This is a genomic window from Mycobacterium sp. ACS4331, from assembly GCF_001667265.1.
GTDB lineage: Bacteria > Actinomycetota > Actinomycetes > Mycobacteriales > Mycobacteriaceae > Mycobacterium.
Genome location: NZ_LZHW01000087.1, coordinates 244,190 through 257,820, shown reverse-complemented (window position 1 = coordinate 257,820; position 13,631 = coordinate 244,190). Strand labels below are relative to the sequence as shown.

At 67.6% G+C, this 13,631-nt stretch carries 15 protein-coding genes; 8 read left to right on the top strand and 7 right to left on the bottom strand.

All coding sequences use genetic code 11. The features are described from left to right. Window positions 1–32: 32 nt before the first annotated feature. From A5727_RS20895 to A5727_RS20870, 6 genes are all read right to left on the bottom strand, one after another. Window positions 33–698, bottom strand: coding sequence for a GntR family transcriptional regulator (locus A5727_RS20895; RefSeq protein WP_068254263.1), 666 nt, complete (start codon window positions 696–698; stop codon window positions 33–35). Window positions 699–710: 12 nt separating this feature from the next. Further along, window positions 711–1,517 (bottom strand): LLM class F420-dependent oxidoreductase, encoded by an 807-nt coding sequence (locus A5727_RS20890; protein ID WP_068254261.1) that lies wholly within the window; start codon window positions 1,515–1,517, stop codon window positions 711–713. A gap of 38 nt (window positions 1,518–1,555) precedes the next feature. Then, window positions 1,556–2,443, bottom strand: coding sequence for an Rv0045c family esterase (locus A5727_RS20885; RefSeq protein WP_068254256.1), 888 nt, complete (start codon window positions 2,441–2,443; stop codon window positions 1,556–1,558). Between the two features lie 82 nt (window positions 2,444–2,525). Then, window positions 2,526–3,629, bottom strand: a complete 1,104-nt coding sequence (locus tag A5727_RS20880; protein WP_068254252.1) for an inositol-3-phosphate synthase — start codon at window positions 3,627–3,629, stop codon at window positions 2,526–2,528. Window positions 3,630–3,679: 50 nt separating this feature from the next. Continuing rightward, on the bottom strand, window positions 3,680–4,225 hold the full coding sequence (locus tag A5727_RS20875) for a PadR family transcriptional regulator (protein ID WP_068254250.1): 546 nt from the start codon (window positions 4,223–4,225) through the stop codon (window positions 3,680–3,682). A 116-nt stretch (window positions 4,226–4,341) separates the two neighbouring features. Next, the gene (locus A5727_RS20870) at window positions 4,342–5,220 is read right to left on the bottom strand and encodes a DUF1707 SHOCT-like domain-containing protein (protein ID WP_068254246.1); all 879 of its coding nucleotides are present in this window, start codon (window positions 5,218–5,220) and stop codon (window positions 4,342–4,344) included. A 128-nt stretch (window positions 5,221–5,348) separates the two neighbouring features. On the opposite strand from A5727_RS20870, the gene A5727_RS20865 reads away from it, so the two are divergent. The 3 genes from A5727_RS20865 to A5727_RS20855 all read left to right on the top strand — a co-directional run bounded on the left by A5727_RS20865 (window position 5,349) and on the right by A5727_RS20855 (window position 9,887). Continuing rightward, window positions 5,349–5,768, top strand: coding sequence for a DUF5318 domain-containing protein (locus tag A5727_RS20865; RefSeq protein WP_068254244.1), 420 nt, complete (start codon window positions 5,349–5,351; stop codon window positions 5,766–5,768). Next, complete coding sequence (locus A5727_RS20860) at window positions 5,761–8,211, top strand: transglycosylase domain-containing protein (protein WP_197507715.1); 2,451 nt, start codon at window positions 5,761–5,763, stop codon at window positions 8,209–8,211. The genes A5727_RS20865 and A5727_RS20860 overlap by 8 nt, the downstream gene beginning before the upstream one ends. 95 nt (window positions 8,212–8,306) lie before the next feature. Further along, window positions 8,307–9,887: a glycosyltransferase family 87 protein gene (locus A5727_RS20855; protein ID WP_082949939.1), complete on the top strand. Its 1,581-nt coding sequence runs from the start codon at window positions 8,307–8,309 to the stop codon at window positions 9,885–9,887. On the opposite strand, the gene A5727_RS20850 is transcribed toward A5727_RS20855, so the two are convergent. Further along, window positions 9,876–10,832 carry a hypothetical protein gene (locus A5727_RS20850; protein WP_068254243.1) on the bottom strand — a complete coding sequence of 319 codons (957 nt, stop codon included), beginning with the start codon at window positions 10,830–10,832 and terminating at the stop codon, window positions 9,876–9,878. The two genes, A5727_RS20855 and A5727_RS20850, sit on opposite strands and share 12 nt — an antisense overlap. A gap of 206 nt (window positions 10,833–11,038) precedes the next feature. On the opposite strand from A5727_RS20850, the gene A5727_RS20845 reads away from it, so the two are divergent. The 5 genes from A5727_RS20845 to rplI all read left to right on the top strand — a co-directional run bounded on the left by A5727_RS20845 (window position 11,039) and on the right by rplI (window position 13,363). After that, window positions 11,039–11,479 carry a hypothetical protein gene (locus A5727_RS20845; RefSeq protein ID WP_082949934.1) on the top strand — a complete coding sequence of 147 codons (441 nt, stop codon included), beginning with the start codon at window positions 11,039–11,041 and terminating at the stop codon, window positions 11,477–11,479. A gap of 225 nt (window positions 11,480–11,704) precedes the next feature. After that, complete coding sequence (gene rpsF, locus A5727_RS20840; protein WP_068254240.1) at window positions 11,705–11,995, top strand: 30S ribosomal protein S6; 291 nt, start codon at window positions 11,705–11,707, stop codon at window positions 11,993–11,995. Window positions 11,996–12,083: 88 nt separating this feature from the next. Beyond that, on the top strand, window positions 12,084–12,596 hold the full coding sequence (locus A5727_RS20835; protein ID WP_068254238.1) for a single-stranded DNA-binding protein: 513 nt from the start codon (window positions 12,084–12,086) through the stop codon (window positions 12,594–12,596). A 39-nt stretch (window positions 12,597–12,635) separates the two neighbouring features. Beyond that, the gene (gene rpsR, locus A5727_RS20830; protein WP_068254230.1) at window positions 12,636–12,890 is read left to right on the top strand and encodes a 30S ribosomal protein S18; all 255 of its coding nucleotides are present in this window, start codon (window positions 12,636–12,638) and stop codon (window positions 12,888–12,890) included. A 17-nt stretch (window positions 12,891–12,907) separates the two neighbouring features. Then, the gene (gene rplI, locus A5727_RS20825) at window positions 12,908–13,363 is read left to right on the top strand and encodes a 50S ribosomal protein L9 (RefSeq protein ID WP_068254227.1); all 456 of its coding nucleotides are present in this window, start codon (window positions 12,908–12,910) and stop codon (window positions 13,361–13,363) included. Window positions 13,364–13,631 lie beyond the last annotated feature (268 nt).

Below are 13,631 nucleotides of genomic sequence, written 5' to 3'. Positions count from 1 at the left end.
CGGCCCGCCGGGGGTCCCGTCATCGCTTGCGCTCAGTGCTGATGCAAATCCCCGAGGATGCCGCGGCGCCGCAGTTCGGTGACCATGATCTCGGCGAGGCGCCGGGACCGCTGCTCGTTGATGGCGACGACGGCGGTCGTGTCGCCGGCCCGGATCGCCTCGGTCTCGGCCTCGTAGAAGGCCAGCACCTCGTCACGGACCTCGCCGTAGGCGCTCCACAACATGCGTGGCACAAAGGAGTACGACGACCGGATCAGCGCCTGCAACCGCGGGCCCGCGTGGGCGTCGTTGATCGCCGTGCGGTACTCCCAGGTCAACGTCTGGAATGTGATGGGGTCCGACAGCACGCGCAGTTGCCGCAGCATCGCTTCGAGCCGCTCCAGAAGCTCGGGGTCGGGGTTCGCGGCGGCGCGGGCCGCGGCAATCCCGTTGAGCGCCCCGTAGATCTCGTGGTGCTCGGCCACAGTGGTCTCGTCGAAGCGTTCCACGAACGCTCCGCGGTGGTAACGCGTGGACACGACGCCGTCGTGTTCGAGTTGAACCATGGCCTCCTGGACCGGAACTCGGCTCAGCCCCAACTCGTCGGCGATCTCATTGCGGTCGATGCGGTCACCGGAGCGCAGCTTGCCCGTGAGGATCAGGGTCACCACATGGGAGACCACCAGGTCCTTCTCCTTGACCCCGTACCTCTTCGGCATGTCGGGGCGGACTCAGCCGGCGTCCCGCCAGCGACACAGCGCCTCGGCCGCGGACAGGTCGTAGTCGGGCCCGTTGCTTCCCACCGTCAGCAGCGTCACCCCCAATCCGACGAGCGCCTCGGCGTTGGCCAGCAGCGCCTTGGTGCCCTCACCGCTGCTCACTCCGGACTTGTTCTCCACACCGGCCGACCGTTCGATGGCCGAGGGGTCACGACCGACGTCGGCGCAGTGTGCGTCGAGGACCTCAGCCTTGCCCGGGTAGGACTGCGGTGTGGTGAAGCCGTGCCAGATGTCGCCGTATTCAGCGACCAGTCGCAGGGTCTTCTTCTCGCCCTGACCGCCGATGAGGATCGGGATCTCGCGCGTCGGGGCCGGGTTCAGCTTGGCCAACCGGGATCTGATGCGCGGGAGCGCGGCGGCCAGGTCGTCGAGGCGGCTTCCCGCGGTGCCGAACTCGTAGCCGTACTCGTCGTAGTCCTTCTGCTTCCACCCGGATCCGATGCCCAGGATCAGTCGTCCGCCGGAGATGTGGTCGACCGTGCGGGCCATATCGGCCAGCAGTTCGGGATTGCGGTAGGAGTTGCAGCTGACCAGTGCGCCGATCTCGACGCGCGAGGTCTGCTCGGCCCAGGCGCCCAACATGGTCCAGCACTCGAAGTGCGCGCCGTCGGGATCGCCGTACAGCGGAAAGAAGTGATCCCAGTTGAACACCACGTCCACCCCAGCGTCCTCACAGCGCCGCACGGCGTCACGGATGTCGCCATAGTTCGGTGCGTGCTGTGGCTGCAGTTGGACGCCGATGCGAATGGGGGTGGTCATCCCCTCACGTTAGCGACCGAAGTGGCGATGAGGGACCCTCATTCGAGCACACCCCGCAGAATCTCGATGAGCCGCAGGGGCTGATCACCCTGAACGGAGTGCCCGGAGTCGGCCACCACGATGGTGCGCTGGAAGCCGGGCGCCCCCTCGGCGAATGCGGCCGCGTCCTCGTCGTTGACGAAATGCGAGTTGGCGCCCCGGACCAGCGTCGTCGGCATTGTGATGGCGGGGACGTCGTCCCACAGGTTCGCGAATCCGTCGCCCTTGCGGAAGGTGTCGTAGCGCCACGTCCAGGATCCGTCGTCAAGCCGTTTGGAGTTGTGGAAGACGCCCCGCCGCAGCGAGTTCCGGTCGCGGTGCGGGGCCGCGGCGACCGTCACGTCCAGCATGTCCTGGAACGAGCCGAAGGTGCGGTCGCCTCGAACCAGTGCGACGGTGCCCATCTGCGCCTTGGTCATCTGCTCGTGACGTTCGGGAGCCGAGGGCGTGACGTCGACCAGCACCAGCCGCGGGACCAGGGCGGGTTCGGTGGCCGCGATGCGCAGTGCCGTGAGCCCACCCAGCGACATGCCGACGATCAGGTCGGCGGCGGGTGCCAGATCACGCAGCACAGGCCGCAGCGTCTCGGCATTCAGGCGCGGGCCGTAGTCGCCGTCCTCGCGCCACGCGGAGCGCCCGTGGCCGGGCAGGTCGATCGCCAGCGCGGGCACACCCAGGCCGAGGATCACGGTGTCCCAGGTGTGCGCGTTCTGACCGCCGCCGTGCAGGAAGACCACCCGCGGATCGGCGTCGCCGAATTTCAGGGCGCTGATGGGCCCGACGTCGATGCGCTGCACCGGGGGAATGTCGGCCACGCCGGCCTGTGCGGCGTTCTCGGGCAGCAGACCGAACTCGTCGAGGCGCAGGAGTTCTTCATCGGAGATCACGCCTCTATGTATACGTCGAGACCGCACTGAGGGCGGCAAAGTGCGAGTGCACGCCGCCCTCGGTGCGGTCTCAACGGGAAAACTAGCCCTCGATGAACTTCTCGAGTTCGACGCGCGCGATGTCGTCGGCGATCTGCTTCGGCGGGCTCTTCATCAGGTAGGCCGAGGCCGCCTCGATGGGGCCGCCGATGCCGCGGTCCTTGGCGATCTTCGCCGCACGCACCGCATCGATGATGATGCCGGCCGAGTTGGGCGAGTCCCACACCTCGAGCTTGTACTCCAGGTTCAGCGGCACGTCACCGAAGGCGCGACCCTCGAGGCGCACGTAGGCCCACTTGCGGTCATCGAGCCATGCGACGTGGTCCGACGGGCCGATGTGCACGTTCTTGTCCTCGACCTTGCCGGCCAGCGAACCGGTCAGGTTGGAGGTGACGGCCTGGGTCTTGGAGACCTTCTTCGACTCGAGGCGGGTGCGCTCGAGCATGTTCTTGAAGTCCATGTTGCCGCCGACGTTCAGCTGGTAGGTGCGGTCCAGCGTGACGCCGCGGTCCTCGAACAGCTTGGCCATCACGCGGTGGGTGATGGTCGCGCCGACCTGGCTCTTGATGTCGTCACCGACGATCGGCACACCGGCATCGGTGAACTTCTTGGCCCACACCGGGTCCGAGGCGATGAACACGGGCAGGGCGTTGACGAAGGCCACGCCGGCGTCGATCGCGCACTGGGCGTAGAACTTGTCGGCCTCCTCGGACCCCACCGGCAGGTAGGACACCAGGACGTCGACCTTGGCGTCCTTGAGGGCCTGCACGACGTCGACGGGCTCGACGTCGGAGATCTCGATGGTCTCGGCGTAGTACTTGCCGATGCCGTCCAGGGTCGGGCCGCGCAGCACGTGCACGTCGGTCGGCGGCACGTCGGCGATCTTGATGGTGTTGTTCTCCGAGGCGAAGATCGCCTCGGACAGATCGAAGCCGACCTTCTTGGCGTCGACGTCGAACGCGGCGACGAACTTCACGTCGCGCACGTGGTAGGGGCCGAGCTTGACGTGCATCAGGCCGGGGACGTTGCTGTTCTCGTCCGCGTCCTTGTAGTACTGCACGCCCTGCACGAGCGAGGACGCGCAGTTACCGACGCCGACAATGGCGACCCGCACATCCGTCGACGCAGTCGCGTTGTTCTCACTCATGGGTTCTCCCTCTTCATCTGTGTACTTCTGTACTCGTGGCTGTGAGCTGCTCACTGCTGGTCGTTGCGACCCTGGGCCACCCGTTCGGCGGCGATGAGTTCGTTGAGCCACTTCACTTCGCGCTCACTGGACTCCAGGCCCAGCTGGTGCAGCTGCTTGGTGTAGCGGTCGAACGAGTTGCTGGCCCGCGCGATGGCCTCGCGCAGTCCTTCTCGGCGTTCCTCGACCTGCCGGCGGCGGCCCTCGAGGATTCGCATCCTGGCCTCGGCAGGTGTGCGGTTGAAGAACGCCAGATGCACACCGAACCCGTCGTCGGTGTAATTGGCCGGCCCGGTGTCGGCCACCAACTCGGTGAAACGCTGGCGGCCGGCATCGGTCAACTGGTAGACCCGCCGCGCGCGACGGACCTTGAGGGTGCCTTCGGGTGCCGCGTCCTCGACGATGAGGCCGTCGGTCTGCATCCGGCGCAGTGCCGGGTAGAGCGAGCCGTAGGAGAACGCGCGGAAAGCGCCGAGCAGGCCGGTGAGCCGCTTGCGCAGTTCGTAGCCGTGCATGGGGGATTCGAGCAGCAGACCGAGGACGGCAAGCTCCAGCACTCGATCACCTCCCCCACAGTTGCGCCGTTACGGCGGTTCGACACCTCGCGCAATAGTATCGCGCCGATATATACGGCGCTACATCAGCCCGATGGGTGCTCTCGGACGGGCAGCGCTCAGGGGCTGGGGTAGCTCACCCGTTTGGTGGTCAGATCCCCGTTGAACTCGATGTATCCGCTGTTGCCGAACTCCGGCGTGACATAGACGGCGATCTCGATGCTCTCGGGCGGGGCGGTCATGTCGCTGTTGGGCTCGATGCTGATGTGGGTGCTCTTGACCTCGGCGGGGTTGATGCCCAGAGTCTCGGGCGCGCCGCGGACCAGTGCGACCAGAGCCGGGATGTCGAACGCCCCGAGGTCGACGAGTCGGGCGTCGGAGCTGGTGCTGGTCTCGGACGGGTCGTCCCAGCCCCCGCGGTAGGAGTACCGCAGTACCCGCCGCGGTTCGGCCGGGTCGGGGCGCTCCAGTGACGCGTAGTCCTCGAAGATCGTCAGGTCGTAACCCATGGTGTCGCCGAACTTGACCCGCATCTGCTCGAACAGGCCGGTCAGCCCGCCCAGCGAGTGCAGTTGCCGGGGCGGGGTCAGCACCTTGGCCGGGATGCCGTCGGCCTTGGCGCCCGGATCGGTCTGGAAGCTCAGCGGCGACGGGGTGTTGCCGTACAACCCCCAGCCGATGCCGATGCCGAGCAGGACCAGCACCGCCGCGACCGCGGCCCTGATGCCCCAGCCGCCGCCGACCCGGCCGGCCCACGGCGACGGCCTCTTGAGGTCGGGCAGTTGGACGGGCGCGTTCTCGGTCTGCAGATCGGTGACAAGGGCCTGCAGATCGCCGAGCGTCGCGGCGCGGGTGGCAGCCGCCACCCGTTGGCGGTGCTCCTCACCGGAGAGTTGACCGTCTGCCAGGGCGCTGTCGAGCACCTTGCAGGTGTCGTCCCGATCACTGTCCTTGGCGCGGGTGTTGGGGGTCCGTCGCACAGAACCTGCTGCTGCCACGCGATGATCGTAAGAGGTGAACAGCGTTGGCAGGGGGTGAGCGCGACCAGGTCGGCGCGATCACCGAAGTGGCCCGCTGCTGGCCCGTCGCTCCTCGGCCCAGAATGCGCCGACGTACTCTGGTCTTCGTGCGGTTGCAGCGACAGGTGGTGGACTACGCCCTCCGGCGGCGCTCACTGCTGGCCGAGGTGTACTCCGGCCGGACGGGTGTCAGCGAGGTGTGCGACGCCAACCCCTATCTGCTGCGGGCCGCGAAGTTCCATGGCAAGCCCAGTTCCGTGATGTGCCCGATCTGCCGGAAAGAGCAGCTCACGCTGGTGTCCTGGGTGTTCGGTGAACACCTGGGTCCGGTGTCGGGATCGGCGCGCACCGCCGAGGAACTGGTGTTGCTGGCAACTCGATATGACGAATTCGCGGTACATGTGGTGGAGGTATGCCGAACCTGCAGCTGGAATCACCTGGTGAAGTCGTACGTCCTGGGTGCACCAAAGTCACCCAAGGCGCGTACTCGACCGGCGCGCAAGGGCGCGCGCACGGCCAGTGAATAGCGAAGGGCGCCACGACCGGTCCGCCTCTGATGCGCCACGCGGCGCATCGGGCGACGACGTGCGCGCGACCGAGGCGCCAAGAGCGCCCAGAACTGGGGTCCCGCCCCGCGACAACGCGACGGCCAGGCTGACGCCGCCGCGTGACACGCCTCCCGCCCGGACGACGACTCCGCGCGACAACCGCGACGCCGGTGCGCCGGTCCGGCCGACGGTTCCGAACCGTCCGGCACCTGGGCGGCACGCCTCCCGCTCGGGGAATCCGCCCGTCGCGCCGGACCTGCGTCCCACCGCGATCATCGAACCCGTCCGCGACCCCGATCCGCGCCTTCGCGACCCGATCGACGTCGTCAAGGCTGCACTGGAGGGAACACCGCCGCCCAAGCCGCCGATCGATTCACCGCCACCACCGCGCGGTGGGGGCGGCGGCGGCCCGACGGGTCCGGGGTGGCAGCTTCCGAACATCAACTGGCGCTGGGTCCGTCGCGGCGCCGTGGCGTGCGTGGTGGCCTTCCTGCTGCTGCCGATCATCACCTTTGCGATGGCCTACACCATCGTCGAGGTGCCCAAGCCCGGTGACATCCGCACCCCGCAGGTCTCGACGATCCTGGCCAGCGACGGCTCTCAGATCGCCAAGATCGTTCCGCCTGAAGGCAACCGGGTCAACGTCAAGATCGACCAGATCCCCGTCCACGTGCGCGACGCGGTGATGGCCGCCGAAGACCGGGACTTCTACAGCAATCCGGGCTTCTCCATCACGGGGTTCGCGCGCGCGTTCAAGAACAACATCTTCGGCGGCGACATGCAGGGTGGCTCGACGATCACCCAGCAGTACGTCAAGAACGCCCTGGTCGGTGACGCCCGCAGCGGTCTGGGCGGTCTGGTCCGCAAGGCCAAGGAACTGGTCATCTCGACCAAGATGTCGCGCGAATGGTCCAAGGACCAGGTGCTCGAATCGTATTTGAACATCATCTATTTCGGCCGCGGTGCGTACGGCATCGGCGCCGCTGCCAAGGCGTACTTCGACAAGCCCGTCGACCAGTTGACGGTGGCCGAGGGTGCGCTGCTGGCCGCGCTGATCCAGCGTCCCTCGACGCTGGACCCGGCCGTCGACCCCGAGGGTGCCGCCGACCGGTGGAACTGGGTGCTCGACGGCATGGTCGACATGGGGGTGCTCTCCCAGCAGGATCGAGCGGCCCAGGTGTTCCCGCCGACCGTCTCACCCGACGCTGCGCGCAACGCCGACCAGACCACCGGACCCAACGGCCTGATCGAGCGCCAGGTGATCCGCGAGCTGCTGGACCTGTTCAATGTCAGCGAGCAGCAGTTGAACACCGAGGGTCTGCAGATCACCACGACGATCGACCCGCAGGCACAGGCGGCCGCCGAGGAGGCGGTCTCGGAGTACCTGGACGGCCAGGACCCCGACATGCGTGCCGCGGTGGTCTCGATCGACCCCAGGACCGGGGGAGTGAAGGCCTACTACGGCGGATCGGACGCCAACGGCTTCGACTTCGCGCAGGCCGGGCTGCCCACCGGATCGTCGTTCAAGGTCTTCGCACTGGTGGCCGCGCTCGAGCAGGGCATGGGGCTGGGCTACCAGATCGACAGTTCTCCGCTGACGGTCAACGGCATCGAGATCGGCAACGTCGAGGGCGACGGCTGCGGCACCTGCAACATCGCCGAGGCCCTCAAGCGGTCGCTGAACACCAGCTACTACCGCCTGATGCTCAAGCTCGAGAACGGTCCCGCCGACGTCGCCGACGCCGCGCACCGCGCGGGCATCGCGACCAGCTTCCCCGGCGTCCCCCACACGCTCAGTGAGGACGGCGAGGGCGGCCCGCCGAACAACGGTGTGGTGCTGGGCCAGTACCAGTCCCGCGTCATCGACATGGCGTCCGCCTACGCGACGCTGGCGGCGTCGGGCGTGTATCGCGCCCCGCACTTCGTGCAGAAGGTCGTCAACCGCGAGGGTGAGGTGCTCTTCGACGCCGACTCGCAGGACAACTCGGGCGAGCAGCGCATCGAAAAGGATGTGGCCGACAACGTGACCTCGGCGATGCAGCCGATCGCGGGCTGGTCCAAGGGACACAACCTCGCGGGCGGCCGCGCCTCGGCGGCCAAGACCGGAACCAACCAGCTGGGTGACACCGGCGCCAACCGCGACGCGTGGATGGTGGGGTACACCCCGTCGCTGTCCACCGCGGTCTGGGTCGGCACCACGGGCGGCGACAAGCCGCTGGTGAACAAGTGGGGTGGGGCGGTGTACGGATCGGGTCTGCCGTCCGACATCTGGAAGGCCACCATGGACGGGGCGCTCAAGGGCACCGACAACGAGACCTTCCCCAAGCCGACCGAGATCGGCGGCTACGCCGGCGTGCCCGCCGCACCGCCGGGCCCGGTTGATCCGAACGCACCGATTCCGCCGCCGCCTCCGCCGCCGTGACGCCGGACCACCGGGCCGACACCGAGCCGGACGCGCGCCCGACGGTGTCGCCGCTGCCGCTGGCCACCGATCGGCGATCGGCCGACGACCGGGACATGCCCAGCCGCAATGACGCTCTCGGGGCCGCGCTGGCCGAGGTGGGCGGAGGTCCTGTCGGCCGCCACGCGTTGATCGGCCGCACGCGGTTCATGACCCCGCTGCGGGTGATCTTCATCGTGGCGCTGGTGTTCCTCGGACTCGGGTGGGCGACGAAGTCGCCGTGCCTGCAGACCGTCGGTGAGGGCACCGCGGATCAGCGGGTGGCCAACTGGTCGCAGCAGCGCGCGTACTTCCAGCTGTGCTACTCCGACACCGTGCCCCTCTACGGTGCGGAGTTGCTGAGCAAGGGGCTCTTTCCGTACAAGTCCAGTTGGCTCGAGACCGACGACACCGGCACCCAGCGACTGCAGTACGACGGCACCCCGGCCGTGCGCTACATGGAGTATCCGGTGCTCACCGGTGTCTACCAGTACGTGTCCATGGCGTTGGCGAAAACCTATACGGCGGTGACCAAGACGGTCGCCATCCCGGTGGTCGCCGAGGTGGTGATGTTCTTCAACTTCGCGGCACTGGGGCTCGCGCTGGCCTGGCTGGTCACGGTGTGGGCGACGGCGATGCTGGCGGGCCGACGCATCTGGGATGCCCTCCTGGTCGCCGCCTCACCGCTGGTCATCTTCCAGATCTTCACCAATTTCGACGCGCTGGCAACGGCATTCGCGATGGGTGGTCTGTTGGCTTGGGCCCGTCGGCGACCCATGCTGGCCGGTGCGCTGATCGGCCTCGGGGTGGCCGCCAAGCTGTACCCGCTGCTGCTGTTCGTCCCGCTGGTGCTGCTCGGCATCCGGACCGGTCGACTGGTGGAGGTCGGCAAAGCCGCCTTCGCCGCCATAACGGCCTGGCTGCTGGTGAACCTGCCGATCATGCTGTTGTTCCCACGTGGGTGGTCGGAGTTCTTCCGGCTCAACGCCCGCCGCGGCGACGATATGGATTCGCTCTACAACGTGGTGCGCTCCTTCACGGGCTGGCCGGGTTTCGACCGCAACCTCGGCTTCTGGGAACCCCCGGTGATCCTCAACGCCGTTGTGGCCCTGCTGTTCGTGCTGTGCTGTCTGGGGATCGGCTACATCGCCTTGACCGCGCCGCAGCGTCCTCGGGTGGCGCAGTTGGCGTTCCTGGTGGTGGCGGCCTTCCTGCTGACCAACAAGGTGTGGAGTCCCCAGTTCTCGCTGTGGCTTGTGCCGCTGGCCGTGCTGGCCCTGCCGCACCGGCGAATTCTGTTGGCGTGGATGACGATCGACGCGCTGGTCTGGGTGCCCCGGATGCTGTTCCTCTATGGTGAGGCCAACCGCGGCCTGCCGGAGCAGTGGTTCACCGTGACGGTCCTGCTGCGTGACATCGCGGTGGTTGTGCTGTGCGCGTTGGTGATCCGGCAGATCTACCGCCCGCAGGAGGACCTGGTGCGGTGGGGTGGCCGCATCGACGATCCGGTCGGCGGGGTGTTCGACGGTGCGCCCGATGCTCCGCCACGCTGGCTGCCTGATCGGCTGCGTCCGCGGGCCAAGGCGCCCGCCGAGGTGCCGGTGCCGGCTCATCCCGTGGACGCGTCCGGCGCGGTGGCCGAACCGCTATCGCGCTGACTCGTCGGCGTTCTCGATGAGGCGTTCTGCGACGTCCTCGGCGATGTCGACGGCACCCTGATCGGGTTCGGTTGTGGCAGCGGCCTCTTCGGCACGCGCCGCCTCAGCCTCGATCAACTGCTCCTCGACGATCTCGGCGACCGCGGCGATGTCGCCGTGGTCGATCCCGCCGCTCGCGCCGGCGTGGGCGTGGACGACGAACTCGGTCAACAGGAACAGGCTCACGTCGTCGTCGGTGCGCTGCCGGCCGACCTTGAACGGTTGGTCGATCACGTTGAGGATGCGCAGCAGGTAGATGAAGAAGAACGCCAGAAATCCCAGCGTGACCAGGGACTCGATGTGCCCGCCCATGTCGGTGAACATCAGCATCGTCAGGATGATGAACACCAGGCTGACGATCATCGCGCGCGCCGACGGCAGGAACGCCTCGCGCTGAATGTGGTAGAGGCGCAGGATGGCCTTGCGCAGGGCGGCCTGTTCGGACCGCAGGCGGACGATGTAGTTGGCCGGGACGTCGGACTCCTCAAGCTCGAGCAGGGAGGCCGAGATGTCCTCGACGGCGGCCTGGCTCTCGCGGGTGTCACCGGCGTTGATGTCGGCGCGGATCGCGGTGACGACGTTGACCAGGCGCGTGCGCATGGCTGCGATGTCGGGCCGGCCCCAGACCGTGTGCATGGCCTCGGATTCGCGCAACAAGGCGTACAGGCCGGCGGCGACGTCGGTGGGCGCCCGTTCGGCGTCGCGGTAGTCGGCCAGCGTGCCGGCGACCACGAGGCCCATGACGAACACGCCGCCGCCGATGATGCTGGAGGCCAGCGGCGTGGTCGACATGCCGGTGACTCCCAGCTCCCACAGCACGGCCCGCACGACGACAAGCACCGCCACGATGGCCGCCGTCTCGGCCGCCACGCGGTAACTGCTCAGTTTCTCCAACAGCGTGGGCATCACGTCCCCGATCTCTTCCCGAACCGCTGACCGGACGTTACCTGCGTAAACGCCGTTGCGCGGGGGTTCTGGCCGAGTCGGGACCGGTTTCGGCCTCGGCTGGGTGGGTATTAACCCCAGAGCGCGCCGTTCCCGCACAGCGCCGTAGCGAAAGTTTGCTCGGCGGGCAGCACCAGCCTGGAACAAACCGGCGTGCGGGAGCCTTGATGATGACAGTGAACAAGCACCGACAGCCGGATCAGCACCGCGGACGCCGACGCGCCGTGGAGGTGACGGCGGTCGCCGCGGCCGCCGCCGCGGGGTGGCTGTTGCCCGCGCTGTTGTCCAATCCCGACCCGTCGCCGTCGGTCACGGCTCACCACGCGGTGCCGGGGGTCGACGCGGCGGCCACGCCGGTCGAGCGCATCGGTCAGGTGGTCGCCACCGCGGCCGATTCGATCACCACCAAGACCAGCGACGGGCAGCTCATCACGTTCCGCATCACGCCACAGACGGCACAGATCGTCGAGTCGGGCGCACAGTTCGTGGTCAACGACGTGATCGTGGTGCAGGCCACCGAGCAGAACGGAACCCAGGTCGCGACGACGATCGCCGATCGGGACCTCGTCGGCCAGGACGGCCCGCCGATGGACTACAACCTGCCCTGACCTGCCGCCACCCTGCCCCATGTCCTGGGGATTCCCGAGAACAACGTGCCGTTCGGGGACCGACTGTCGGGGCAACCGACCCGTGATGCGCGCACGGCTGTGGGGTGACGCGATTTCGCAGGTCGCGCGCACTTCCTGTAGCCTGAGCCGGTTGCCGACGCAGGCGACCCTCCTGCCGTGGAACACGCCACGGCCGAGAAGACCATAGGAGGTGATGAGGTTCCCATGCGTCCATACGAAATCATGGTCATCCTTGACCCCACTCTTGACGAGCGCACCGTAGCTCCGTCTTTGGAGACGTTCCTGAACGTCGTCCGCAAGGACGGCGGCAGTGTCGACAAGGTCGACATCTGGGGCCGTCGCCGGCTCGCCTACGAGATCGCCAAGCACGCCGAGGGCATCTATGCCGTCGTCGATGTGAAGGCCGAACCCGCCACCGTGGCCGAGCTCGACCGTCAGCTGGGGCTGAACGAGTCGGTGCTGCGCACCAAGGTGATGAGGACCGACAAGCACTGAAGCCCGGTGCTCGTCGGGGTGCTTCCGTAGGCTCGCCTGCGAAGACCCCTAGACGCCCGTCGCTCCACCAGGACTTGAGGAGGATCCCGTGGCTGGTGACACCACGATCACCGTCGTCGGAAACCTGACCGCCGACCCCGAACTTCGCTTCACCCCGTCGGGTGCTGCCGTGGCCAACTTCACGGTGGCGTCCACGCCGCGCATCTACGACCGGCAGAGCGGGGAGTGGAAGGACGGCGAGGCGCTGTTCCTCCGGTGCAACATCTGGCGGGAGGCGGCCGAGAACGTCGCCGAGAGCCTGACCCGGGGGTCGCGTGTCATCGTGACCGGCCGACTCAAGCAGCGCTCCTTCGAAACCCGTGAGGGTGAGAAGCGCACGGTGGTCGAGGTCGAGGTCGACGAGATCGGCCCGTCGCTGCGCTACGCGACCGCGAAGGTCAACAAGGCCAGCCGCGGAGGCGGCGGTGGTGGCGGCTTCGGCGGCGGCGGCGGGAACTCCCGTCCTGCCGGCGGTGGCGGCGGCGCTCCGGCCGAGGACCCGTGGGGCAGTGCCCCGGCGTCGGGTTCCTTTGGTGGTGCCGACGACGAGCCCCCCTTCTGACAACTTTGATTCACACAGATATTTAGAAAGAGAACGAACATGGCCAAGGCCAACAAGCGGCGTCCTGCGCCGGAAAAGCCCGTCAAGACTCGGAAGTGCGTGTTCTGCTCCAAGAAGGGCCAGAACATCGACTACAAGGACACCGCGCTGCTGCGCACCTACATCAGCGAGCGCGGCAAGATCCGTGCCCGCCGGGTGACCGGCAACTGCGTCCAGCACCAGCGTGACATCGCCGTCGCGGTCAAGAACGCCCGCGAGGTGGCGCTGCTGCCCTTCACGTCGAGCACGCGCTGAGGGACGGGAGACACACGATGAAGCTCATTCTCACCGCTGAGGTCGACCACCTGGGTTCGGCCGGCGACACCGTTGAGGTCAAGGACGGCTACGGCCGTAACTACCTGCTGCCCCGTGGTCTGGCGATCGTCGCCACCCGTGGTGCGCAGCGTCAGGCCGATGAGATCCGCCGCGCCCGCGACATCAAGCAGGTTCGCGATCTCGATCACGCCAAGGAACTGAAGGCCGCCATCGAGGGCCTGGGCAGCGTCGCGCTGACCGCCAAGACCGCCGGCGATTCGGGCAAGCTGTTCGGCTCGATCACCGCGGCCGACGTCGTCGCCGCCATCAAGAAGGCCGGCGGTCCGAGCCTCGACAAGCGTTCGGTGCAGCTGCCCAAGGCGCACATCAAGGCCGTCGGCACGCATCCGGTCGAGGTGCACCTGCACTCGGGTCTGCACGCGACCGTGTCGCTGGACGTCACCGCGGAATAGCGGTCCGCGGCCGTCGCCATAATTTAGCGTCAGCGTAAATACTCCCCGGTCATCGCCACAATGGGCGAAGGCCGGGGAGTAGCTGTCTGTCCTGGCGAACTGACTCGTGGGTCGGGTGCTCAGCGAACCTAACCTGCCGTTAACTCACCGCTTCATCGCCGGCAATACAACACGCCCGAGAACGCAACCTGGTCCGACACGCCGTGGCGATTGCCATCCACAGAATCACAGGCCGGTTGTGGTGCGCTTATCTGCGGTAACACCGAAA